The organism is Sphingobacterium sp. UBA7625, from assembly GCF_002484085.1.
GTDB lineage: Bacteria > Bacteroidota > Bacteroidia > Sphingobacteriales > Sphingobacteriaceae > Sphingobacterium > Sphingobacterium athyrii.
The window spans coordinates 303319-327017 of the sequence record NZ_DLJD01000003.1 but is presented as its reverse complement, the minus strand read 5'-3'; the positions used below and the strand labels follow the sequence as shown (position 1 = coordinate 327017).

General features: G+C 36.8%; 24 protein-coding genes. 23 read left to right on the top strand and 1 reads right to left on the bottom strand.

Features of this window, described 5'->3' with window-relative positions:
• Nucleotides 1-67: 67 nt before the first annotated feature.
• The 23 genes from B4G94_RS01455 to B4G94_RS01345 all read left to right on the top strand — a co-directional run bounded on the left by B4G94_RS01455 (nt 68) and on the right by B4G94_RS01345 (nt 20606).
• The gene (locus tag B4G94_RS01455; protein WP_021190660.1) at nt 68-394 is read left to right on the top strand and encodes an ArsR/SmtB family transcription factor; all 327 of its coding nucleotides are present in this window, start codon (nt 68-70) and stop codon (nt 392-394) included.
• The gene (locus B4G94_RS01450; protein ID WP_286856682.1) at nt 394-963 is read left to right on the top strand and encodes a hypothetical protein; all 570 of its coding nucleotides are present in this window, start codon (nt 394-396) and stop codon (nt 961-963) included. Before B4G94_RS01455 ends, B4G94_RS01450 begins: the two co-directional genes overlap by 1 nt.
• A gap of 54 nt (nt 964-1017) precedes the next feature.
• Nucleotides 1018-1491 carry a DUF6428 family protein gene (locus B4G94_RS01445; protein WP_286856680.1) on the top strand — a complete coding sequence of 158 codons (474 nt, stop codon included), beginning with the start codon at nt 1018-1020 and terminating at the stop codon, nt 1489-1491.
• A 55-nt stretch (nt 1492-1546) separates the two neighbouring features.
• Nucleotides 1547-2608 carry an ArsO family NAD(P)H-dependent flavin-containing monooxygenase gene (locus B4G94_RS01440; protein ID WP_286856679.1) on the top strand — a complete coding sequence of 354 codons (1062 nt, stop codon included), beginning with the start codon at nt 1547-1549 and terminating at the stop codon, nt 2606-2608.
• 6 nt (nt 2609-2614) lie between these two features.
• A complete protein-coding gene (locus tag B4G94_RS01435) occupies nt 2615-3388 on the top strand; it encodes a metallophosphoesterase family protein (RefSeq protein WP_286856678.1) in 774 nt (257 codons plus the stop codon).
• A gap of 15 nt (nt 3389-3403) precedes the next feature.
• Nucleotides 3404-4015 (top strand): low molecular weight phosphatase family protein, encoded by a 612-nt coding sequence (locus B4G94_RS01430; protein WP_286856677.1) that lies wholly within the window; start codon nt 3404-3406, stop codon nt 4013-4015.
• A 1-nt stretch (nt 4016) separates the two neighbouring features.
• Nucleotides 4017-4508 (top strand): GNAT family N-acetyltransferase, encoded by a 492-nt coding sequence (locus B4G94_RS01425; protein ID WP_286856675.1) that lies wholly within the window; start codon nt 4017-4019, stop codon nt 4506-4508.
• A gap of 6 nt (nt 4509-4514) precedes the next feature.
• A complete protein-coding gene (gene arsB, locus B4G94_RS01420; RefSeq protein WP_286856674.1) occupies nt 4515-5546 on the top strand; it encodes an ACR3 family arsenite efflux transporter in 1032 nt (343 codons plus the stop codon).
• Nucleotides 5547-5794: 248 nt separating this feature from the next.
• Nucleotides 5795-7330 (top strand): SulP family inorganic anion transporter, encoded by a 1536-nt coding sequence (locus tag B4G94_RS01415; protein WP_286856673.1) that lies wholly within the window; start codon nt 5795-5797, stop codon nt 7328-7330.
• A gap of 173 nt (nt 7331-7503) precedes the next feature.
• The gene (locus B4G94_RS01410) at nt 7504-8304 is read left to right on the top strand and encodes a helix-turn-helix domain-containing protein (RefSeq protein ID WP_286856671.1); all 801 of its coding nucleotides are present in this window, start codon (nt 7504-7506) and stop codon (nt 8302-8304) included.
• A gap of 79 nt (nt 8305-8383) precedes the next feature.
• Entirely contained in the window at nt 8384-8857 is a 474-nt protein-coding gene (locus B4G94_RS01405; protein WP_286856670.1) for a hypothetical protein, read from the top strand.
• Complete coding sequence (locus B4G94_RS01400; protein ID WP_286856669.1) at nt 8854-9300, top strand: DoxX family protein; 447 nt, start codon at nt 8854-8856, stop codon at nt 9298-9300. Before B4G94_RS01405 ends, B4G94_RS01400 begins: the two co-directional genes overlap by 4 nt.
• 47 nt (nt 9301-9347) lie before the next feature.
• Nucleotides 9348-10478, top strand: a complete 1131-nt coding sequence (gene chrA, locus B4G94_RS01395; protein WP_286856668.1) for a chromate efflux transporter — start codon at nt 9348-9350, stop codon at nt 10476-10478.
• 505 nt (nt 10479-10983) lie between these two features.
• A complete protein-coding gene (locus tag B4G94_RS01390; protein WP_286856667.1) occupies nt 10984-11505 on the top strand; it encodes a hypothetical protein in 522 nt (173 codons plus the stop codon).
• Nucleotides 11506-11646: 141 nt separating this feature from the next.
• Nucleotides 11647-11922, top strand: a complete 276-nt coding sequence (locus B4G94_RS01385; protein ID WP_124533510.1) for a molybdenum ABC transporter permease — start codon at nt 11647-11649, stop codon at nt 11920-11922.
• A gap of 346 nt (nt 11923-12268) precedes the next feature.
• Nucleotides 12269-14374, top strand: a complete 2106-nt coding sequence (locus tag B4G94_RS01380) for a type VI secretion system Vgr family protein (RefSeq protein ID WP_286856665.1) — start codon at nt 12269-12271, stop codon at nt 14372-14374.
• 13 nt (nt 14375-14387) lie between these two features.
• Entirely contained in the window at nt 14388-15299 is a 912-nt protein-coding gene (locus B4G94_RS01375; protein ID WP_286856663.1) for a hypothetical protein, read from the top strand.
• A gap of 265 nt (nt 15300-15564) precedes the next feature.
• The gene (locus B4G94_RS01370) at nt 15565-17076 is read left to right on the top strand and encodes a hypothetical protein (RefSeq protein WP_124533516.1); all 1512 of its coding nucleotides are present in this window, start codon (nt 15565-15567) and stop codon (nt 17074-17076) included.
• Nucleotides 17077-17093: 17 nt separating this feature from the next.
• Nucleotides 17094-17783 carry a HEAT repeat domain-containing protein gene (locus B4G94_RS01365; protein ID WP_124533518.1) on the top strand — a complete coding sequence of 230 codons (690 nt, stop codon included), beginning with the start codon at nt 17094-17096 and terminating at the stop codon, nt 17781-17783.
• Entirely contained in the window at nt 17780-18106 is a 327-nt protein-coding gene (locus tag B4G94_RS01360; RefSeq protein ID WP_124533520.1) for a hypothetical protein, read from the top strand. The genes B4G94_RS01365 and B4G94_RS01360 overlap by 4 nt, the downstream gene beginning before the upstream one ends.
• Nucleotides 18107-18165: 59 nt before the next feature.
• Nucleotides 18166-19068, top strand: coding sequence for a hypothetical protein (locus B4G94_RS01355; protein WP_286856660.1), 903 nt, complete (start codon nt 18166-18168; stop codon nt 19066-19068).
• A gap of 20 nt (nt 19069-19088) precedes the next feature.
• The gene (locus B4G94_RS01350; RefSeq protein WP_286856657.1) at nt 19089-19994 is read left to right on the top strand and encodes a hypothetical protein; all 906 of its coding nucleotides are present in this window, start codon (nt 19089-19091) and stop codon (nt 19992-19994) included.
• Between the two features lie 66 nt (nt 19995-20060).
• Nucleotides 20061-20606: a hypothetical protein gene (locus tag B4G94_RS01345; protein WP_124533526.1), complete on the top strand. Its 546-nt coding sequence runs from the start codon at nt 20061-20063 to the stop codon at nt 20604-20606.
• Between the two features lie 45 nt (nt 20607-20651).
• Here the strand turns inward: B4G94_RS01345 and B4G94_RS01340 are convergent, their stop codons facing one another.
• The gene (locus tag B4G94_RS01340; RefSeq protein ID WP_286856653.1) at nt 20652-23699 is read right to left on the bottom strand and encodes a DNA polymerase III subunit alpha; all 3048 of its coding nucleotides are present in this window, start codon (nt 23697-23699) and stop codon (nt 20652-20654) included.

Sequence of the window (23699 nt, the reverse complement as noted above, 5' to 3'; positions counted from 1 at the left end):
TAAATCTGCATCTTTTTTATTTTGTATTTAAAAATAATATCGTAATATTGCAATATAATAATTGATTATGGGAGCAACAAAGACAGATCATTTTACGGACCGCCAAAACCAGATTGCGGTTATTGCTAAAGCATTGGGTCATCCTGCAAGGGTTGCTATTATAGAATATCTGCTAAAAGTCAATACCTGTATAACCGGCGATATTGTCAATGAGCTGCCACTCGCACAGCCAACCGTATCACAGCATTTGAAAGAATTAAAAAATGCGGGATTGATACAAGGGAGTATTGAGGGAACATCTGTATGCTACTGTATTGACGAAAATACATTCAATATATTGAAAGAGTATTTTTCAAAAATAATTTCTACAGTAACCAATCAAAAATGTTGTTAATGATGGAAACTGCTTTCATTATATCTTCGGTATTACTGATCAGCTATTCATTATTGGCAGTATTTGATGGTGTATTTCTGCATCTGTACAAATATCACCTCTATGAGCATAAAGAAAGCCGGTTTGAACATCTTACCCATACGATAAGATCCTTTTTATTTACAGGTATTCTTGCAACTTTATTTATAAATATTGAAAACAACAACCTTTTTGTAATAGGGTGCGTTTTGCTCGTTGCGGACATCATTACATTGCTGTTGGATGCTTATGTGGAAAAAGACAGCAGACAATTTATGGGTGGACTTCCCCGTTGGGAATATATTATCCATCTTATGGTTAACGGCTTCCACTTTGCGGCTATCGCTGTATTTTTAGTGATCAAACTCAATTTTGATTCTACGGGTTTTACATTAGCGCAGAACTTTCAACATATAGAAAGCTATGACACATTTAGATTTATAGCAATAAATCTACTGCCGGGGGCGATTACCATAAGCCTCTTACATGTGCTGCTTTACATTCCCAAATTCAGTAAGTATTTTAATAAATTACAGCTAAAGTGCTGTTAAAAAAATTTGTTTGAAATCATCGCAATATTGCATTATAACTATAAATATAAAACAATGAAATTATCAGAAATCAAAGAAATCCTTCCAACATTGGAGAATGTTGAATTTCAATTAGAAAACGGAACATTTGTGCCCGAGCATTTCCATGTGACCGAAGTCGGCCAGATCAATAAAAGATTCATTGACTGTGGCGGTGTAATACGTGATGAAAAGGCGGTAAACTTTCAGCTATGGAACGCCGATGATTATGAACACCGATTAAAACCCGGAAAGCTATTACATATTATCAGCCTTTCGGAGGAAAAATTAGGTATCGAAGATGCTGAGATCGAAGTGGAATATCAAAGTGACACAATTGGAAAATATGATCTTGAATTCAATGGCAAAACTTTTATATTGAAAAGTAAGACTACTGCCTGTCTTGCACAGGATGCATGCGGGATACCTTCCGAAAAACAAAAGATAAACCTTTCTGTACTTGCAAGTACTCAAAATAATTCGTGTACACCGGGTGGAGGATGCTGCTAATTCGCTGTAGAATGTCGATTAAATCTTTTAAATAAAATGCAGTAAAATTAAATCGATGGATGAAATCTTTGATGTTATTGTTATTGGCGGAGGCCAGAGTGCGCTAGCATGCGGATATTATCTGAGGCGGGCAAAACTGAAATATCTTATACTGGATAAACAGGATATTCCAGGTGGTGCCTGGCTCCACAGCTGGGATAGCCTGACGCTGTTTTCTCCGGCAGATTACAGCTCTTTACCCGGATGGTTGATGCCAAAATCTGAGCATCGGTTTCCGCTCAGACAAGAAGCAATTGACTACTTGGGTAAGTACGAAGAGCATTATCAATTGAATGTGAAGAGGGGTATTGAAGTTGTTGAAATTAAAAAAGAGGGGAATGTTTTTCAGGTCCATACCCTTCAGGGGGCTTTAAAAGCTAAAACAGTTATTTCGGCAACCGGGACCTGGGGCAATCCGGCTATTCCAAAGCTAGCAGGAATAGAAGATTTTAAGGGGCTTCAAATTCATTCAGGAAAGTATAAAAGCCCAAAAGACTTTACGGGACTGAAAACGCTGGTGGTAGGAGAAGGTAATTCCGGTGCCCAAATTGTCGCAGAGGTCTCAAAAGTTACGGCTGTAAAGTGGTCAACCAAAAAGGAACCAGAATTTTTGCCAGACGAAGTAGACGGATATTATCTGTTTAACGTAGCCTCGGCACGATACAAGGCCGAAAAAGAAGGAAAACCCTTTGATGCATCGCAATATAATTTAGGAAATATAGTAATGGTTCCATCTGTTAAAGAGGCCCAACTCAGAGGCGTATTGGTGTCAAGTGGTACATTCGATAAGTTATATGATAAGGGGGTGATTTGGCATAATGGGGACAAAGAGGAATTTGATGCTATTATTTGGTGTACAGGATTCGGTTATGATACTTCTTATCTGAAATCATTGATACACATAGACGAAAAGGGCGTTGCAAAGACCAGTGAAAGTAAATCATTAGAAATGCCCGGATTGTGGCTCGTTGGATACGGCAACTGGACCGGTTATGCCTCCGCCACAATCATAGGTGTAAATAGAACAGCAAAACAGACCATACTTGAGATTGAAGAATTTTTAAAAAATAGTAACTAATAAAATATGAAAATTGCATTATTCAGCGATATACACGCCAATTTACCCGCTTTGGAAGCTTTCTTTGAAGATGTCGATAAAAGAAATCCAGATAGTATCTATTGTTTGGGTGACCTGGTAGGTTACAATATATGGCCAAACGAAGTGATTAACGAAATCCGTAAGCGGAAAATTCCAACCATTGCAGGAAATTACGACTTCGGTATCGGACGTATGAGCAATGAATGTGGCTGTGCCTATAAAACCGATAGTGAAAAAGACAATGGCAATATCTCTATCTCTTTTACCAATTCTATCATGAAGGACAATGAACGTGCCTATTTGCGCACGCTCCCTGCACATATCAAAGTTGAGTTTCAATTGAATGAAGATAAGCTCAATTTGCTTTTGGTGCACGGCAGTCCAAGGAAGATCAATGAATATCTTTTTGAAGACCGTGAGGAAAAAAGTATGCTCAGGATTATGGAGCAGGCTGATGCAGATATCATGTGTTTCGGGCATACGCACAAACCTTACCATCGCATTTTAAATTCTGGATCCGAAGACCCGGCTCATTATCGTCATGCGGTCAATATCGGTTCCGTTGGTAAGCCCAAGGATAATAATGTCCGCGGTGCTTACGTCATGCTGACTATTAATGAAAACAGTTCTATCCTGAATAAAGAAAGCATCGGTGTCGAATTTATACGATTTGATTATGACATTGAAAAAGCAGCAAAGGCGGTAGAAGAAAGCCCCCTGCCTAATGAATATGCAGAAAATCTAAGAAGAGGCTATTAATCTTAAATCATAAAAATGAACCATAAAATTATAACGACCATTGAATCCATTTCAACAAATAGTATTTCAGAAGAAAGAAAAACAGTTTTACAGCCATTGGCAGACTACATACAAAGGAAGGTAAGAGAAAACCAGACAATCCGGTTAAATTTCATCTGTACGCATAACAGCCGCCGTAGCCATTTATCACAGATCTGGGCTCAGACAATGGCCTATCATTTTGGGATTACTAATGTGTTTTGCTATTCAGGTGGTACTGAGGCAACTGCAATATTCCCCAAAGTTGCAGAAACATTGAGCGATCAGGGGTTTCAGATTCAAAAGCTCAGCGAAACAGAAAATCCTGTCTATGCAATTAAATATGCCGAAAATGAGGCAGCGGTTATCTGCTTCTCCAAAGAATATAATAGCGAATTTAATCCTAAAAATGAATTCGGTGCCATCATGACCTGTAACAATGCAGATGAAGGCTGTCCTTTGGTTTTTGGAGCTGAGGCAAGATTCCCGATAAAATACGATGATCCCAAAGCCTCGGACAATAGCCCACAGCAAACAGAGGTGTATGCGGAAAGAAGCTTGCAGATTGCAGCAGAAATGTTTTATGTTTTTTCACTGGTAAACAAATAGAATGGAAATAACAGCAATCGGTAAGGAGCATTATTCAAATATCTCCAGAATATACAAAGAAGGCATTGAAACAGGCCATGCCACTTTTGAAACAGCAACCCCAGAGTGGGAAGATTGGGATAAAAGTAAACTAAAACACAGCAGGTTTGCAGCAGTAGTTGATGGTATCATAGTCGGCTGGGCAGCCCTTTCGGCAGTGAGTGACCGATGTGTTTACGGAGGTGTAGCAGAAGTAAGTATTTATGTTTCTAATTCTCATAAAGGAAAAGGCGTCGGAAAGACCTTGATGGCCAGGCTAATTGAAGAAAGCGAAGCTTATGGAATTTGGACGCTTCAAAGCGGAATGTTTCCTGAAAATGAAGCAACAGTAGCGCTTCATCAACGCTTTGGTTTTAGAATAGTCGGTTTCCGTGAGAAAATAGGAAAACTGGGAGACACCTGGCGCGACACGATTATTATGGAAAGAAGAAGTAAAACGATAGGAATAAATTAAAATAGTATGCAGCCAAAATTAAAATTTCTTGACAGATACCTGACCTTATGGATATTTCTTGCCATGGCAGTTGGTGTGGGCTTGGGATTCTTATTTCCCGGGACTTCAAAAGTTATGGATTCCCTATCCGTAGGTACAACTAACGTCCCATTAGCTATTGGACTGATCTTAATGATGTACCCTCCACTCGCTAAAGTTGATTATTCCCTTCTACCTACTGCTTTTAGGGATAAAAAAGTAATCAGTATATCATTATTATTAAATTGGGTGATAGGACCTATTTTAATGTTTGTTCTTGCCATTTTGTTTTTAAGAGATGAGCCGGACTATATGATCGGATTAATTCTTATTGGTTTGGCCAGATGTATTGCAATGGTGATTGTATGGAATGATCTCGCTAAAGGAAACCGAGAATACGCAGCCTTATTAGTAGCCTTAAACAGTATCTTTCAGGTATTTACCTATAGCTTCTTTGTATGGCTATTTATCAATGTACTGCCCGGTAAATTAGGACTAGCCAACTTCAATGTCAGTGTTTCAATGACGGACGTCACAGAAAGTGTTCTTATCTATTTGGGTATTCCTTTTCTGGCCGGCTTCCTAAGCCGATATATCTTAGTTAAATCAAAAGGTATAGAATGGTACAATAGAAAATTTGTACCTACAATATCACCTATAACATTGTACGCTTTATTATTTACGATCGTCTTAATGTTCAGCTTAAAAGGTGAAAAAATCGTGGAGCTTCCCATGGATGTGGTAAAAGTAGCTATTCCACTGGTCATCTATTTTGTCCTTATGTTTTTTGTAAGCTTTTTTATCAATAAATCAATGAAGGTACCATACGATAAAAACGCATCCATTGCATTTACGGCCACTGGAAACAATTTTGAACTGGCAATTGCGGTAGCTATCGCAGTGTTCGGCATCAACTCTCCGCAGGCTTTTGTAGGCGTAATTGGCCCGTTAGTAGAAGTTCCGGTACTCATACTTTTGGTAAGGGCCAGTTTGTGGTTGAAAAAAAGATATTACAGTTAGACCGTTTCAAAAAAAGCAAATTTATAGTGAATAGACTTAATTAATAAGTCTATTTTCTTTATATTTGCAATCTCTTATGAATTTATTTAGAATTACATCTTCTCAAGTTACACCGCCTTAATTTAGCAGGCCAATAATTCATTCTATATCCAAAAGCCTTTTTTGGATAATTTTTCTTATACTTTCAAAAATCAATTTTAAATCATTATTCCATAATTTACTATGGGATCAACATACAATTTATATCTATGGAAAACACTTTCTTAAGTTTTCAATCATTACGAAACGTAAATATCAAAAATGAAATTTTAGCTGGATTAACCGTTGCGATGACCATGATACCTGAGTCATTGTCATTTGCGATTTTAGCAGGTTTATCTCCATTAACAGGACTTTATGCAGCTTTTTTAATGGGAATTGTTACTGCCTTTTTGGGTGGCAGACCGGGAATGGTTTCCGGTGGCGCGGGTGCTACTGTGGTTGTTCTAATTGCTCTGGCTTCCGCTCATGGTGTTGAATATCTTTTTGCAGCAGTTGCTTTAGCAGGAATTATTCAATTATTAGTCGGGGTGCTGAAACTAGGTAAGTTTGTAAGATTGATACCACAACCCGTGATGTATGGTTTCTTAAATGGTCTTGCGGTGATTATTTTTATGGCTCAGGTTGCCCAATTTAAAGTGTTAGAAAATGGAGTAAGCTCTTGGATGGAAGGTTCAGCACTTGCTATAATGGCCGGATTGACTATGTTAACAATTGCTATCGTTTTAATTTTCCCAAAAATTACGAAAGCCATCCCCGCATCACTAGTTGCCATCATTGTTGTTTTTGGTCTGGTGTATTTCTTAAACATAGATACCAAGAAAGTGATAGATATTGCATCAGTGAGTGGTTCCCTGCCGTCTTTTCACATTCCAAATATTCCGTTTACCATAGAAACTTTAAAAATCATCTTTCCATACGCCGCAATTATGGCCGGAGTGGGACTTATTGAATCTTTATTGACTTTAAATATGGTAGATGAGATTACCAATACAAAAGGACGTTCCAATAAAGAAGCCTGCGCACAAGGTATAGCCAACATTACCAATGGCTTTTTTGGAGGTATGGGAGGCTGTGCTATGGTAGCCCAAACCTTGGTAAATATCGATGCCGGAGCAAGAACCAGAATCTCTGCAATTATCGGAGCGGTTACTATTTTGATTATCATTCTGGCAGGTGGGCCGATTATTGAACAGATCCCGATGGCTGCTTTAGTTGGTGTTATGATGATGGTGGCAATAGGCACTTTTGAATGGGTTTCATTCCGTATCATAACCAAAATGCCCAAATCAGATATTTTTGTGGGTATGCTTGTAGCAATAATTACTGTTTTACTTCATAACCTTGCCTTAGCAGTACTGATTGGTGTTATTATATCCGCTTTGGTTTTTGCCTGGGATAATGCAAAAAGAATCAGAGCTAAAAAATCAATTGATGAAATGGGTAATAAAGTGTATGAAATTTACGGTCCCCTTTTCTTTGGGAGCACGACAGCTTTTGCAGAGAAATTTGATGCGCAGGGTGATCCGGAAAAAATAATTATTGATTTCAAAGAATCCCGTATCGTTGATATGTCTGCCATTGAAGCACTGAAAAAAGTGACCGAAAAATATACAGCTAATAATAAAGAAGTTGTTCTAAAGCACCTCAGCCCAGATTGTATACAACTTCTGGATAATGCCAGTGGCTTTATTGAAGTGAACCTTCATGAAGATCCTACCTATAAGGTAATGCCGGAAAAATAAGATGAAGACCAATAGTTTAAGCCATAATTAATAGCAAAAAAAACATCAGTTGTGTTTTTTTGCTATTGAACATCTTCGTTATTAAAAGTTTTAGTAACGAAGATTGAGATATGGCTATTTTTGCTCTGTTTTTATAATTAATTTTATAACATAAAAATATGAGAAGAAATTAGTTGAAAAAGAGCATCAGCATAAAAAGTAAAATTGAAGCAGCAGAACTAATAAAGGTTTTGCCGTTCAAAAAGGAAATTCGTAAAACCGAACCTCATAAGCACAACAGTTATTTTGAAATTATTTACCTGCGGAAAGGAAGCGGTTGCCACACCATCGACCATACTCCTTTTCCGATAGATCCACCGACACTATTTTTTGTTCGAAAAGAACAGGTACATCATTGGGATATTACAGATACACCAGATGGTTATGTACTACTTTTAAAGAAAGGTTTTGTAGATAACTCGATGGACGGCGAACTAAAAAGTCTTTTATCCAAACTAAGCGGATTAACTTGCATTCATTTGAGAGAAACTGAAAGTATCGGTACGTTGTTCAATTTACTCACCAAAGAAAAAGACTTTACAGTTACAGAAGGATTATTGAAAGCACTATTTGCTAAAATATTGATTGCCGCAAAACCTCTGGTAATTAAGACCAACAAAACGGATGATATCATTGCATTGCTCAGGGAGTTACTGAACCAGACAAATGACCTGCAGAACAATGTTGCCTACTACGCAGAAAAGCTCCATACGACACCACAAAATCTAAATGCTATTTGTCGTAAAACACTAAGCCAATCAGCGGCAGAAGTAATTGCTGAGCATATCATCAGCGAGGCAAAAAGACAATTGATTTATACGGAAAACAGTGTTTCTGAAATTGCCTATAGTTTGAATTTTAATGATACTTCCCACTTTGTAAAGTATTTCAAACGCTTTGCAGGCATTACACCACAGGTATTCCGCAATACCTAAAAACTGTCGGAATATTTTCAAATATACCGTATAAGGTGACTTGTATTGTACGAAATTTGTGTAGAGTAAATTGTAAGCAATGAAATATTCAACATGTTTGTTAATAATTCTTTTTATTTCGGCTTGTAACCAAAAACAAGAAACAGTCCAGGGGCAGTGGATAAAAGGAAACGAGCAAAAAAAGCTTGAAACGATAGAAAATCAATTTCGTGGTTTCGATATGGCAATGGTTGAAACCGGATATCGTTATCAGGAATTATATTGGGCTGGACAAGACGAAAACTGGGGATATGCCGATTATCAATTGGAGAAAATCCAAAAGGCAATTGAAAATGGCCTGGAAAGAAGGCCTAAACGGGCACAATCCGCACAGCATTTTTTAACCGTTATCCTTCCTCAAATGAAAGAGGCACTTGAAAAAAGAGATACGGTTATATTTAATGAAAATTTCCAGATGCTGACCAATAGTTGTGTTAGCTGTCATGCAATGGAAAAAGTACCTTTCTTTACTGTAAAAACTCCAACCCAAAGACAATCACCCATAGGAAAATGATAAAACGATTTTTACAGACAGACAACTCGAAAGGAACTATACTAATCCGTCTGATGGTGGGTGCAGTATTTCTTTCTGAAGGGATTCAGAAATTTTTATTCCCTGCTATACGTGGTGCAGGACGGTTTGAAAAAATAGGATTGCCCTTGCCCGAATTTTTAGGAAACTTTGTGGGTACTTTTGAAATCCTCTGTGGAATACTTATTCTTATAGGGCTTCTAACGAGACTGGCAAGCATTCCGTTAATCATGATTATGTTAGTAGCCTTTGCAACCACCAAATCGGAAGTTTTAGCCGTTAAAGGTTTTTGGGAAATGATGCACGGAAGCCGCACCGACTGGGCAATGCTGTTGGGAAGTATTTTTCTATTGATAAAAGGTGGAGGCCGATGGTCGATTGATAATCTGGTAGATCAATCTAAAAATCACAATGAAGGTATTTAATCCTGAACTTTTAATCAAATAGATGAAGTCGAATTAAGATAGTTAAAATGGAAGAGAACGTAAACTTAAAAGAAATCGCAAAAGTTTTCGGGAAGTTGGGTATTATAGGTTTTGGAGGTCCAGCGGCACATATTGCTATGATGCGGGATGAAGTAGTGATCAAACGAAAGTGGATGAACGAGCAGCACTTTTTAGATTTACTGGGTGCAACCAATCTCATTCCAGGACCAAACAGTACTGAAATGGCGATCCATATCGGTCATGATAAAGGAGGTTGGAAAGGATTGATAATAGCAGGTTTATGTTTTATTCTACCTGCCGTATTCATCACCGGAATTTTTGCATTACTATATCGCCAATATGGGCAATTACCTGAGGTTCAACCATTCATTTACGGTATTAAGCCTGCTATCATTGCTATTATAATTGGGGCGGTTTACCCTTTGGCAAGAAAGTCTGTCAAATCCCCATTTTTAGGTTTCATTGGTATTGTAGTATTGTTAGCAGCCGTGATTGGAATTGAAGAAATTTATTTAATGTTTGGGGCAGGTTTACTGGCTCTTTCACTGTTTTATATTCAGAACAAAAAGCCCGATAAATTTCAAAATATTGTACCGCTTACTTTTCTGCAAATCACACAGACAACTTTCTGGACTACCACTAATGCCCAATTATTCTGGACATTCCTTAAAATCGGGTCCATACTTTATGGAAGCGGTTATGTCTTGTTCGCTTTTTTAGATACGGAATTGGTAGATACAGGTCTGCTCACCAAACAACAATTAATGGATGCCATTGCCGTGGGTCAGTTCACGCCCGGTCCTGTTTTTTCGTCGGTAACATTTATCGGCTTTCAAATCAATGGGCTTTCAGGAGCTATTGTTTCAACTATAGCTATTTTCCTCCCATCATTTGTTTTTGTAGCACTGCTCAATCCGTTAATGAAAAAATTGCGAAGTTCTAAAGGGTTATCTGCCTTTTTAGATGCTGTCAATGTAGCATCCGTTGCCATAATTGTAGCCGTGTGTTTTGAAATGGGTAAAGAAACGATTACCGATTGGCGAACTATTTTGATTGCGGTTGTAAGTTCGATCATAGTTTTAAAATTCAAAAAAATCAATAGTGCGTTTGTAGTTTTTGGGGGATCATTTTTGGGATATATATTAAAAATGATCTAAAAAATATGATACCATTATTTCAATGCTAATAATCTGTTTTCAAGCAATCTTTTTAAAGATAAAAATATCTCAATTATACTGAATATTCAAAAGTTCCAACACTATAGATTTAGCTTTAAATATAACAAAAGCTAAATAGGTATATATGAATTCTCTTACGAACTTGTCTTTTTCACTATTGGTTGAGCTTAAAATCAATAGTATTTTGATCCCATTAAAAATCAAGTAAAAATATCTGCTGATAATTTGTTTCCATTTTTATTTTAGAATAATCATGCAAATATTATGTTGTGTTCCAGATTACTTTATCTTTTATTATTAAGTGTTAAACAATAAAATATCTGGAACACTAACATAAATGCTTACACAACATAATGGATACTCGATAATTTTGGAAATGAAAGACAATTGAGCTTTCAATTTAACAGTATTGATTAATTAATGTAATGGGACAGCTTTATGATCAAAGCTGTCTCATTTATTTTTCTCTCATTAAAACTTAACGATGACGATTTCAGAATACGATTATTTGCTTACAATCGACTATCTAAAAAGAACACTTGATAAAGGTAAAAGATATTTAGCCTATGGTGATTGGATAACATTATGCACCCTTGAAGACCTGAAATCACTTCCTACTTTCCGAACTAATTATGATGCGACAGAATATTGCTTTGAAAACACCACGGATCGTGATTTTGTGGTTCAGTTATCGGTAGAATGGATTTATAAAGCGATGCTGGAAGGCATAAAAGATCCTACCATACTTGTAAGAAAGGGAAACTTAATCAATGTGGAAATGACAGCTTTTTATTATGCTGACAAAGTAGAGAACGAACTAACAAAAATTGAAAAAAAGGAGATCAGTAATGAAAAAAATAACCCAAAAGAAAAAACTTTGGAGCATGTCGGACATTTTGAAAAAGAAAACCCAGTCTCTCAGCAAAAAGATAAACAAAACAAAAGTCTTTCAGATCAGAAAAAGAACCGGAAACCGGAACGGAAAAGAAGAAGATTCAGATTATAGATTAAATCAGGATTGCAGGATTATACGGTTGAGGAAATAGAAGTGGGGGTTGTTTCACAGTGAAACAACCCCATTTTTTCCTAGTCATATCCAATGAAGAAAAAAAAAATTCGTATTTTTATAGCAACCAAAACACTGAATATGACACCTTTATTAGTTATGGGCATTGGCTTTTTAATTCTCGGACTGGCTTTACGTTATTGGATCAACAGACGTAAATTCTACCGTCGTGGTCCCGCAGGCGCTGAAGGCTTTTCCAGTTATGAGCGATCTGTCATTATAACCTTAGTGGAAAGATTTGGCAAATGGATAGCGTATGCTCTGATCATTTTAGGTATTGGTTTTTTATGGACAGCAAGAACTTTCAAAAAAGATCAGGAAAGACGCCAAAAGAGTATTGAAGCCTATCAGAAGTAAGCCATTTAAAAGCTAAAATTCCATATAATCCTATCCTTATATCTCCAGTCGTAGAAATACGACAATTTCTCAAAAATGTGGTATAAAATTTTGTCAGAAATTTTTATAGTTATATATTGGCTTACCAAGTCATTAATTATTAACCTATTAAAAACCGCTAATGAATCATTTATTTAATTTTCAAATCACCTCTTGTTGAGGTATTCCCGCTAGTTTTCGCTACAATTACAAGCAAGTGAAATTAATGTAAATGGAACAGGGCCTACCTTTTTGTTTGCAGTTGTCCTCAAAGAATCCTACCCAAAGGATTATATTTTAATTAAACACAACCGAAAAAATTATTATCATGTTTCAAGAAGAAAGGGATCTTTCCCATACCGGAAAGTATTCAGATAAGATGAATTATGAGAACGAATTCAAAAAAAATGTAAATGTTGAAGATCTAGACCAAGATGCCGTTAAAGTTAAAAATGCCATCAGCACAGGGAAACAGATGTTCAATAAGTCGATATTACCCAATGAGCCAGAGATCTCAAAAGAAAAAATCTGGGGCAAACAACCTACTTCACAGATCTATAATGCCAAAGCAATTCCCGAAAATGTCATTGCAGGCATAAATCGAGTGGTGAATCTTGACATTCATGTTGAAGGCAAGCCGATAAAATATTTCAAACATTTCAAATTAAAACAGAGAGCTTCAAAACATCATAAATTTGAACTTATCCTGGCCCATGATACATTGGGAGATCATGAGAATCATAACCTGGAAAATGCACAGAAATTTTTAGGTAAGAGAATTACAGTTGTTTTTAAATATAAAGAAGTTGAGCAAAGTCCTGAGCGTAACTTTGTCGGTGTTATAACAGAGGTTGGCTTTAGTCAGGAAAAAGGCAGTTTGGGAAATATTGTATTTTCAGGATATAGTCCAACAATTTTATTAGATGCAGCACCCCATATCCAGAGTTTCGGAGGTATGCAGCCAATCAGCCTGAACAGCATTGCAACTGAAGTAATTAAAGAAGCACTGGATCAGGGAAAATATGATTTTCGTGTTGATGCTCAGCACGGTAATATTCCATACAGCTGTCAATATGAAGAAACACATTTTAATTACTTGGCAAGAATTGCAGAAGCCTATGGTGAGCAGTTCTTTTATGACGGCGAAATTCTCCATTTTGGGAAAATGCCACCACAGGAACAATCTGTTAAACTGGTTTACGGAAGTAATTTAAGTGATGTTAAGATCAAAATGAAAGCTCAGCATGTAAAACCGACATTTTACGGTTATAATAGTAGTAAAGATGAAAAGTTTCAAGGCAGCGGTTCCAAAATCACCCATACCTCGGATATTGCCAAACGTGCCTACGAGATTTCTGAAAGGACATTTCAAACACCGTCCTTACGGGTTGCACCGATCAAAGCAACATCTTTTATGGATATTGATGCTTCCCAAAAAGGTACTGCTGGAAGCAAAGCTGCAGAGGTATTGGTTACTTCTGGAAAAACAAGTTTGCCATTTCTTTATCCTGGCTGCGTCGCTGATATAGAAATGCGAAAGCGGGACTCCAATGAGACTACTTTCTTTACGAAATTAATGGTTATTGAAGCTCTTCATCAGGTAGATGCCAGAGGCTATTATGAAGGATCATTTAAAGCAATTGCCTCCGATACGGGCTTTCTGCCAAGACCAGAATATACCAATCCATTAGCGGAGCCACAATTTGCAAAAGTAATATCTAATACAGACCCCTTAAATCAGGGAAGGGTACAGGTACAGCTGGACTGGCAAAAAGGTCAGGATACTACTGAATTTATTCGTGTTATGTCACCCGATGCAGGAAGTAGTGATAAGGTTGGAAAAAACAGGGGATTTATGTCTATACCCGAAGTTGGAGATCAGGTAATTGTTAATTATGTGCATCTTCATCCTGATCGTCCTTTTGTTATGGGCGGAATGTATCACGGTGGAATCGGAGCCGGAGGAGGCGAAGGAAATAATATTAAAAGTCTTAGTAGCAGAAGCGGAAATAAACTGGAGCTCAACGACGGAGAGGGTTCTGTTTTTCTTACTGACCAAGGTGGAGCAAACATGAAATTTGACGGTGCTGGGAATGCCGATACAAATGTGAATGCAAGTCATAAAATTAATGCAGGAAGTACAAGTTCCATAAATGTTGGTGGGAAAAAAGGCGGAGGTGCAAATTCGATGTTTAAAATGGATAATGCGGGGAATATAAAATTGGAATGTGATACCAACATTACCATTAAAACAGGAGCCAGTTCGATGACACTTATGTCAGATGGTAAGATTGTCCTCAGTGGTAAAATAATTGGAATTGGAGCTGAGGGCATCGGTCTTGCAGCTAAGGAAGGAATCAATCTGACTTCACCATCAAATCATATCGGAGGTGGTCAGACAAAAATCGATGGTGGTGATGCTTTCATTAACTGATAAATACTAACCGATGAAAAGCAAAATAATAAAGATCCGTCGGCCATTTTCAGAACAGTACACGATGTATATTGATACGGATCTCTATGGTGTCAATGTTAAAATGGAGAGTAAGACAAAACTTCGATGGGATTTCACCGTTGTTTCTGTCAACGAAGGAGAAATTGAGGTAAAGTTGCTATTACTTGACCATATCTTATTACATACAGATAATCCAATTGTGAAAGAAACGGCAACTATGACACAGGTATTTTCCCGTATGTACAATGAACTTCATCTGATTATTGATCAAGCCGGAGTAATTAAAAAAATACTAAACCTTCATGTTGTCCTTGATAAATGGAAAGATGTAAAAAAAGAAATGGTAGCAATTGCCGAGCGTACTCCTGATATTAAAAACGCGATTCAGCTACATGACAGTATTTTCAATGATGAATCACGATTGATACAAGGGATTCAGTATGGTGAATTCTTTATGATTTATTTTAATAAATTTTTTGAAAAGAATCTACCAAAATCCGAAATACTGACAGGAACGAACTGGTTCAAGACTGCAAATGTAACCTGGCGCTATATGTACGAAATTATTAGAGATTACAGTAATTCGGACAGGAATATAATTTTACAAGTAAAAGGTATTCCGTCAGTAGTTCTTGGGGCTGGATTCTATCAACGTGCCTACCTGCAATTTAGTCAAATGAAAGACATAGGAAAACTTACCACGGAACTTGATGAAACCGGAAAATACGAAATTGAAGAAGAAACAGGTCGTCTGATTCAGGCCAAGATATACAGGAATGAGATTGCTGATAAAGATCTGTATATGAAAATGACCTATACTCTTGTGTGTGAGGAGATCCTAAAAGAGAAATTATTGAAAGAACAGGAACTGGATACTAAACAAATTGAATTGACCATTGAGTAAGACGTTATGACCAATATTACAGCAATAAAAAATCAAGATAAAAAACTCCCGAAAACTTTCAGTTTTGGGAAATTCCGACTGTCTTTAAATTTTACCAGCAATTTGGCTATTGAAGAAAAATTTAATGGAAAAGCGTTTCTTATTGAACTGTCTCATCGGAGTGGAGAAATTATCACTTTACGCTCATATCTTTTTGAAATGAGAATGTTCGAGAAACGAGTTAGGCTATATTATTATAAAAGAAAACGGATTTTGAGAAAGGAGGATGGGAAAGATCATAACTGAAAAAGATTTTTGGATGTGTTCTTCCGGCGCAATGCCCGCGCCTGTACAAGGAACCCGAAAGAGCAATACAAAGGAAGGTGGTGGAGAGACGTATATTACGGTAGCGGATACGGCCACTTTGAGTACCATTGATTTTGGATGCACTAAATCCATGCTAATGACCGCTATATTGACAGCAATAGTAGTTGTTGTTGCGGCTGTTGTTATTTCAGCTTTTGTGATTGCAACTGGCGGTGCAGGGCTTGGTCTTCTAGCGTTAGTTGCCATTGGTGCTGGGGGCGGTATTGTCGGAGGTATCATAGGAATGGTCGAGGGAAATATGAAATGTGGTCAAAAGAATGCTCAGGTGAGACATTGGTCAGACAGTAAAGGAGATCTTTTGTTAACCAATACACCTGCGATTACAAGTGATTGTGTTATGACCTGTGATGTTGGTGGAGTAGTTAAATACGCGCCCAACATTAAAACCTGGAATGATGCCTACATGCAAGCTGGTCTTTCATATTTTACTACCTTTTTGGAATGTGCATTAGGTGGTGCGGGAATTGGTCTTTTGGGAGGACTTGGAGCCAGTGCCTTTACGGGTATGAGCGGAGTAGCGACGCTTTCGCAGTCTGTTGCATTTACTTGGCCAACATGGTCAAGCATTGGTATAAATTTAGGTATTATGGGTGCTGTAAAAGGTACATCGGGATACAATCAATACCAAAGAGGCGAAGCTTGGGATTTAAGTGAAGAACAGAAATGGGACATGGCAATACCTGAAAAAGAAGCTATAAAGAGAATTCAAGAAAATGGATATCAATCTATTACATTAAATGATGTTCTTCTCTTCGGTTCAGATCTCATTGGCCCATTTATTAATATTAAAACAGCTCCTTCACTTGCAGCTGCGGAAGCAAGGGCCGCTGCGCAAGGTAAATCTAATACCGACCCTGCTAGTGCGAAACCGGCTACAGATGATGGTATTGTGAATAAGCAAGAGCCTGTAGCTAAAAGCCCCAACAGTAACACTGAAACTCCTACTGAAAATTCAGCTAATCTTAAAGGGGATGCATTTGAATCAAACCCGCCAGCCGATCCGCCTGGTACATTTAGAGATAGTAACGGAAAGCTAAGGAATCCAGACGGAACATACGCTAAAGATCCAAATGCAACTGGTGGCAAGTCCCGTACAGGGGATGAATACAATAGAAGTATGTCTGAGCGTAGGAAAACCCTGTTGAGAGATGCGGATGATCCAAATGCGGATTTAACACCGGAAGCCCGTCAATTTATTAAAGATAATAACGGAAATAAAGTTCCTGAAGGTTATGAAGTTTCTCATGAAGAGCCTTTGTATACAAGAAGTACGAATGAGGGTAAATCTGAAATAGACGTGGCGGATAATATGAAAACTCAGCCTAAAGACACCCATAGGGCTAGGCATAAAATTTGTGGAGATCAATATCACGAATTCGGACCTGCCAATAAACCCAAAATTCTTAAATAAATTAGTAATTTAACAAAATGAATGATAATATAGATTTGAACTATCAAAAGGCTAATGAAACCGATAGTTTCAAAGTACATAATGACTTTTTAAACAAACTATTGTTAGATACCTCCCATGAAGGGATGGAAAAACATTATCAGTTATTCCAAGACAGTCAAAATAAAGATCTAAAAAGAATTCTAGGAAAAGGTTTCTTAAAAAGAGGCGAAGCTGGTTTGATTTTTTTAAGTGAAAAACTTAAAAATGAAAACGATACAACAAAAAAATCAAATGTAATTCATCTATTAGGATTATCCGGCGTTAAGAAATATCTCAGCGATATAACTCCATATTTGGACAGCACTATTTATGATCTAAGGTATAAGGCTATTATCGCAATTGGATGGTTAGGAGATACAGACATGATAAGTATTTTACAAAATCATTTTTTAACGGAAAAAGAACTGGATCTTAAATGTTTTCTGATCACTGCAATGCGTCAGATATATTTTAGGATTCCAGCTGCTAAAGACATGATATTACCTTTCCTTTATGAAAAGTTAAAGTCAGAATCAAATGAACAGCTGATTGCTATAATCGTTGTTGTAATTCAGGATCTGACAAAGATAAAATATGGTCTAAAAGAAGACCCAATTTCAGGAGAGATTTCAGGAAACATAATTGGTTCGAAAGATAAAATTATTAAAAAATTTAATTTATTATGATTAGGACATTCTATTATGACTCATCCTCAGACGAAGGAATTGAATCTAGTGAAGCCCGTGAAATGACTTTAGAAAATGCATTAGAAACTTTCTATAATCTATCGGAAGAAAAAGGAAGCTTTATTGGCTTTAAGACCAATGATAAAATAATTCAATTTGATTGGAACGATGATAATCTATGGATGGCGGATATTCCCGATCCGCAGAAACGGGGCTCCTTTCAGAAAGAATGCGATTATGATCAATGTGTAGATATAATTAAATCTGCTTTTGATAATCCAAATTGGCAAATACCAAATGACTTTGGTTTTATGAGTTGGTAGTAAATAGATCCCCTCTTTTCGTATGTTACTCTTTAGATTTGTTTAAGTGCTGTTATTCTATGTTGGAAAATATATTAAATGAATTAAATTTAGGAAAGGAACTTAAATCATTGTATAAAGGTGAAATTCCGATTATTGATGAGTATAGCATGTTTAGGTTTTATATTGAAGAGCCAAAAACAGGCTCATTTGCTCATCCACCGTTTTTCATACCTTTTATGTATAGTTATGACGCAGACCATTATCATGTGGGAATTATTAAACACTGGTTTTCAGACAGGAAAATTAGTTTTGGAGATATGATAGATGGATCTGGGTTTCAAACAAATGAAATTGCCAGAAACGAGAAGCAACTGTTTTCGCGATTGTTGTTTAACGAATTCGTGAACAGCGAGGATTGTATTGTTACTGAAAGACTAGAAAAATGTGCGGCACTCATGGGGTTGAGAAATCAAAATTTTTTAGAATTTCAACAAGCAAATCAGAGCCATCAACAAAATCCAGAATGTAATTTATCGATAATTGATACAAATAGACCGCTTTCCTGTCTAAAAGAAAATGAAATTTATGATGGTGAATTTCCCTCTAACGATAAACTGATAATTTTGAGCAATGTTCCAAAGTCTTGTTACTTTGAAATCTTTCAAAAAGAATGGATTGGATACAATAAGGATAAGTCAGGTTTTCCTTTTTTTAAAAAACATCCAAAATATAAACCAATCGACGATATTCCCGAATGGCTTTTAGCCAATACAAATAAAAAAGAGCTATTTGAAAAGTATATTATTTCTAGAGAGTACGACAAAGCCTGGTTCACAATTAATGGTATTGGCTTTACCCCCAAAGAAGTAGGTGAAAGACTATACCGTCTGAAAGAATTCACCAATGAGAAAGCCTATCATTTATGGGCGGACTTTTGGTGTGAAAAGTATGGGGATATGGATAGTTTTATTTTCATATAAGTGTGAGGCGAAATTAAAGAATGAAAGAAATTTTAAATGAAATTTGTTCAGATCCCAGAATAACTGAGATTTCAATGGGAACAATAAGACCCTTTAGTGAATATAGTGGTTGGGAATACTATGGGGCTACATCTAAAAATGATAAAGCAGACTTTCCCTTTCCTCCGTTATTTATTCCGATCATAATTGATTATAATTCTACTCCAGTAGCTGAGGGAATTATTAAGCATTGGTTTTGTGAGCGAGAATATACATTTGGATATATTGACTTTGGAAACGGTTTTCTAATAGGTGAGTCTGCCAGAAGCTATGAGCAGTTTATCGAAGGAATGTTATTTGAACAATTTATTGATCAATTTAATTATGTAATGACTGATGAATTTCTTAGTCTTGCTAAAAAATTGCAGATTTCAAAGGAAGATTTATCTAAATTTTATGAAATTAGTGAAAGAGAAACTAATAACACTGAATGTTTTCTTCCAATTTTCATTGAGAATCAACCATTAAACTGCATCTACAATAAAAATAACTATGACGGTAGTCATCCTAGCAATGAATCAGTAATTATTGAAAGAAATATTTTACAGGCTTCTTTCTTTGAAATTTTTCAAAAGGAATGGCTTGGATACGATATTAAAAATAGAGGATTTTCAATTTTTAATAGGAAACCTAAATATCAGCCCCTAGATAATATTCCTGATTGGCTTAAACCAGATATTGAAAAGAAGGAATTATTTGAATATTACATGGTAAAAAAAGAATATGACAAAGCTTGGCTTACAATAAATGGACCTGGCTTTAATCCTAACGAAGTTGGAGAAAGATTACAGCGGCTAAAACAAGTTTCTACTGAGAAAGCATTTCATTTATGGGCTGACTTCTGGTGTAGTAAATATGGTTACATGGATAGTTTTATTTTTGTTTAAGTGCTTTTATGCCTGTAAATCTTTATTGAACAAAAATAGAATTGGATTTTAATATGCTAACGAATAATGATGAAATTAGTTTTTACGCGAACAGAGAAATTAGAACTTGAAGGTTTATTGTATACCAATTCAAAATCTCCGCAGTTTCAGAAACTGCTACGCACGAATAAAAAGCTTTTAGTATTTATTTTGATTGGGTTTGCCATAATATTATTCTTTTTCAACAAGCAACTTTCACTACTTATTACTATTGTCGGCGCCATTGCTGTTATTATTTTCCCAAGGTTTCAGCGGTGGTTTTATTGGCGGTCCTTTAAAAAATTAATAAAAGCAGATGAGCATAAAAATCTCTTTGGGGAACAATTTACTGTAACTTTTGAAGGTAACTATCTTGAAATTGTGGGATCTATGGCAAGTTCAAAACATAACTATGACAACTTTAGCTATGTTTCTGAAACCATTGATAATATATTTATTAAACTTATTGTTGGAAACTATCTAGTGTTCCCAAAAGACCAGATAAAAGATTTGCCTGAGTTTTTGGATTACATCCAAGGATTTTGTTCCGATCATTCGCTACAATACATTGATGATAGACACTGGAGATGGTAAAATATCGCGATAATTTAAATGATTAAAAAAATCATAGATTGCCAATCATTTGGCTTTATATCGGGGTAAGCCAATTTCATTCTCCTGTGGATAAGGAGCCCTAAAGGTCATGCTGACATCCTCTTTTATACGTTCTTGTGCTTCAAACTTTTTTGCTTCATCATGGGCATATCTCGGATCAGGAATGAAAGGCATTTTTGCCATTTTAGTAATTGTAATCGTTGGAAAATGAAAATCAACCTCAACAATTCCCAGCAACAAATAACATCCGCCGCCCTGAAATGGATACTTCCCAAGACAGTCTGGAAAATGTGCTGTGTCAAAGTAGTCACCATTAACATCGACCCAGGTACCAAAATACATCGTTCCCCTTTTCGTTGGAACATGCTTTCTTGAAATCAGATATGCGAGCATCTTCACTTCTTTCTTGTGGTAGGTGGTCAAATCTTTTGCCATTACGGTTCCCCTATATTTAGTTTTTAGTAGGTCAAACGGAGTACATGAAACAGGAAAGCTCAGGATCTCGATTTCATCAAAAGCGTCTTCAAAGATATCACGTCTCAATTCAGGAAATTTAAATTCTTTTACCGGCTGCTCAAATAAAGTTTCAAAACGACGTTCCGGCTTAAATTCACCGAGCAGAACCCTCGCTTTTAGAAGCAACTCGTTTTTTGGAACACCACTGAAACGAAAAGCGCCAATGAAAATAAAGATCTGAATTGTTTCAATACCTATCGGGATTCTTTTAATAAAATCTTCCATTGATTTATAATCCCCATTTCTGCGCCTTTCTTCGGGAATCAGTTCAGCTACCTTTTTTTCTACTTTTTCAAGATGCATCAAACCTAAATATATCTTATCACCAAATACCGTAGTTTGATACTCACTATGATTAACACATGGATTTAATATTGTTGCTCCCGACATTCTTGCCTCATGGACGTACACTTCGGTTCTGTAGAATCCCCCCATATTGTTGATTACAGCTACCATAAATTCAATGGGATAATTGACCTTAAGGAATAAGCTCTGGTAACTTTCTACAGCATAGGATGCTGAATGAGCTTTGCAGAACGAATAACCAGCGAAAGATTCTATCTGTCGATAGATCTCTTTACTTAATTCTTCTGGATGTCCCTGTTTCTTACAGGCATCAAAAAAATCATCCTTAACCTTCTGTAACGCAGCAAGCGAACGGCCTTTTCCGCTCATTGCCCGTCTCAGTATATCCCCATCGGCAGCAGATACGCCACCATAATGCAAGGCGATCTTAATGACATCCTCCTGATACACCATTATCCCATATGTCTCTCCCAGCTGCTGTTCAAATACGGGGTGGAAATATTCAAACTGGTCTGGATTGTTATGGCGGAAAATGTATTCCCGCATCATACCGGACTGTGCGACTCCTGGACGTATGATCGATGAGGCTGCTACTAAGGTTTTATAATTATCACATTTCAATCTCCGAAGCAAGCCACGCATTGCTGGTGACTCTATGTAAAAGCAGCCGATAGTTTTGCCCTGACTTAAGAACTCATTGCATTGCTTTTCATTCTTAGAAATTGAAGTGTCTTTAATGTTGACTTTTATTCCCCGTTTTTCTTCGAGAAGTTTTACAGTGTCATTAATAGTTCCCAGCCCACGCTGAGATAGAATATCAAATTTTTCAAAACCTATTTCCTCAGCGGTATGCATATCCCATTGCACGATGGGAAACCCTTTAGGAGGCATTTCGAGTGCTGTAAAATTCGTCAGTGGCTCTTCTGAAATCAGTATCCCACAGGAATGCATACTTCTCTGATTTGGAAATTTTTCTAAAAGCTTTCCGTATTTCTGTACCTGTTGGACAATCTCATCCCGAAAAACCTTTTCAGGATTTTTGCTGAGTTCATCTAATTCTTCCTTTGGTAAACCAAATGCTTTACCGACCTCACGGATAATTGATCTGTATTTAAATTCAACATTTGTTCCGCAGAACGCCACGAACTCTTTCCCATAACGATTGAAAATGTAATCAAGGATAATATCACGTTCCTGCCAAGACCAGTCAATATCAAAATCGGGGGGACTTTTTCTGTTTTCGTTCAGAAAACGTTCAAAGTAGAGATCAAGCTCCAGCGGACATATGTCAGTGATTCCCAAACAGTATGCAACAATACTGTTCGCCCCGCTCCCACGGCCGATGTGCATAAATCCCATACTGTTGCTGTACCTGATGATATCCCAGGTTATCAGAAAGTAACCGCTAAAATTCAATTCATCAATTACTTTCAATTCCTTCTCAATCCGTTTTTTAGCTAGCTGGTGGTGTTTTCCGTATCGTCTTTCTAACCCCGCATGGGCCAATCGTGTCAATAACATCAAGTCATCAGCCTTTGTTCCGGTATAGTGCTTTTTATTCCTTGGTGTGCCAAATTCAAATCGGTACTCACAATCTGCTAGTAATGACGCGGTATTCTGGATAATCTGAGGATAATTTTCATAAATTTTTAAAATAATATCCGAGGGCTTAAAATATTCAGATTTTGCGCATACATCATCTTCCTGAAGCCTCGAAAGCAATACGTTATTATCTATAGCTCTTAAAATCCGATGTAGATTATATTCTTTTTTAGTACTGAATGTTACCGGATGTAGGATGACCATCTTCGGAATTAGCTTTTTGTATTCCGCGCGAATCAAAAGGTTTAAGTTTTCTAGCCTTACCCCAACAAATTCGTTATCCTTAAGATCTGCAGGAATATTATTGAGCGGATAAATTATAAAGTTCTTCTGAAGATTCGGTCTTACTGGAAGATCAACCTCATCGCAGTTATAAGATGACAATATTCTATTCACTTCCGATAAGCCATCAAATTCTTTCGCAATGCAAATATATTGGAGGATATTATTCTTTCGAACCTCTACTCCTGCTATTGGTTTTATACCATGTTGTTCACATTTCTTCTTAAATTCATATATACCCGTAACGGTGTTGATATCGGTCAATACAAGTTCCCTTACTCCCAGCGCCGAAGCTTGGGATACAAGGTCATCTATGGATAATGTGCCATATCGAAGACTATAGTAAGAATGACAGTTTAAAAACAT

Coding starts and splice junctions, on each gene's coding strand:
- B4G94_RS01430 (WP_286856677.1), top strand. CDS start 3,404: ATGAACCATAAAATTATAACGACCATTGAATCCATTTCAACAAATAGT.
- B4G94_RS01425 (WP_286856675.1), top strand. CDS start 4,017: ATGGAAATAACAGCAATCGGTAAGGAGCATTATTCAAATATCTCCAGA.
- arsB (WP_286856674.1), top strand. CDS start 4,515: ATGCAGCCAAAATTAAAATTTCTTGACAGATACCTGACCTTATGGATA.
- B4G94_RS01435 (WP_286856678.1), top strand. CDS start 2,615: ATGAAAATTGCATTATTCAGCGATATACACGCCAATTTACCCGCTTTG.
- B4G94_RS01370 (WP_124533516.1), top strand. CDS start 15,565: ATGGGAAAGATCATAACTGAAAAAGATTTTTGGATGTGTTCTTCCGGC.
- B4G94_RS01440 (WP_286856679.1), top strand. CDS start 1,547: ATGGATGAAATCTTTGATGTTATTGTTATTGGCGGAGGCCAGAGTGCG.
- B4G94_RS01360 (WP_124533520.1), top strand. CDS start 17,780: ATGATTAGGACATTCTATTATGACTCATCCTCAGACGAAGGAATTGAA.
- B4G94_RS01415 (WP_286856673.1), top strand. CDS start 5,795: ATGGAAAACACTTTCTTAAGTTTTCAATCATTACGAAACGTAAATATC.
- B4G94_RS01385 (WP_124533510.1), top strand. CDS start 11,647: ATGACACCTTTATTAGTTATGGGCATTGGCTTTTTAATTCTCGGACTG.
- B4G94_RS01380 (WP_286856665.1), top strand. CDS start 12,269: ATGTTTCAAGAAGAAAGGGATCTTTCCCATACCGGAAAGTATTCAGAT.
- B4G94_RS01390 (WP_286856667.1), top strand. CDS start 10,984: ATGACGATTTCAGAATACGATTATTTGCTTACAATCGACTATCTAAAA.
- B4G94_RS01350 (WP_286856657.1), top strand. CDS start 19,089: ATGAAAGAAATTTTAAATGAAATTTGTTCAGATCCCAGAATAACTGAG.
- B4G94_RS01455 (WP_021190660.1), top strand. CDS start 68: ATGGGAGCAACAAAGACAGATCATTTTACGGACCGCCAAAACCAGATT.
- B4G94_RS01375 (WP_286856663.1), top strand. CDS start 14,388: ATGAAAAGCAAAATAATAAAGATCCGTCGGCCATTTTCAGAACAGTAC.
- B4G94_RS01365 (WP_124533518.1), top strand. CDS start 17,094: ATGAATGATAATATAGATTTGAACTATCAAAAGGCTAATGAAACCGAT.
- B4G94_RS01445 (WP_286856680.1), top strand. CDS start 1,018: ATGAAATTATCAGAAATCAAAGAAATCCTTCCAACATTGGAGAATGTT.
- B4G94_RS01340 (WP_286856653.1), bottom strand. CDS start 23,699: ATGTTTTTAAACTGTCATTCTTACTATAGTCTTCGATATGGCACATTA.
- B4G94_RS01405 (WP_286856670.1), top strand. CDS start 8,384: ATGAAATATTCAACATGTTTGTTAATAATTCTTTTTATTTCGGCTTGT.
- B4G94_RS01400 (WP_286856669.1), top strand. CDS start 8,854: ATGATAAAACGATTTTTACAGACAGACAACTCGAAAGGAACTATACTA.
- B4G94_RS01450 (WP_286856682.1), top strand. CDS start 394: ATGATGGAAACTGCTTTCATTATATCTTCGGTATTACTGATCAGCTAT.
- chrA (WP_286856668.1), top strand. CDS start 9,348: ATGGAAGAGAACGTAAACTTAAAAGAAATCGCAAAAGTTTTCGGGAAG.
- B4G94_RS01355 (WP_286856660.1), top strand. CDS start 18,166: ATGTTGGAAAATATATTAAATGAATTAAATTTAGGAAAGGAACTTAAA.
- B4G94_RS01345 (WP_124533526.1), top strand. CDS start 20,061: ATGATGAAATTAGTTTTTACGCGAACAGAGAAATTAGAACTTGAAGGT.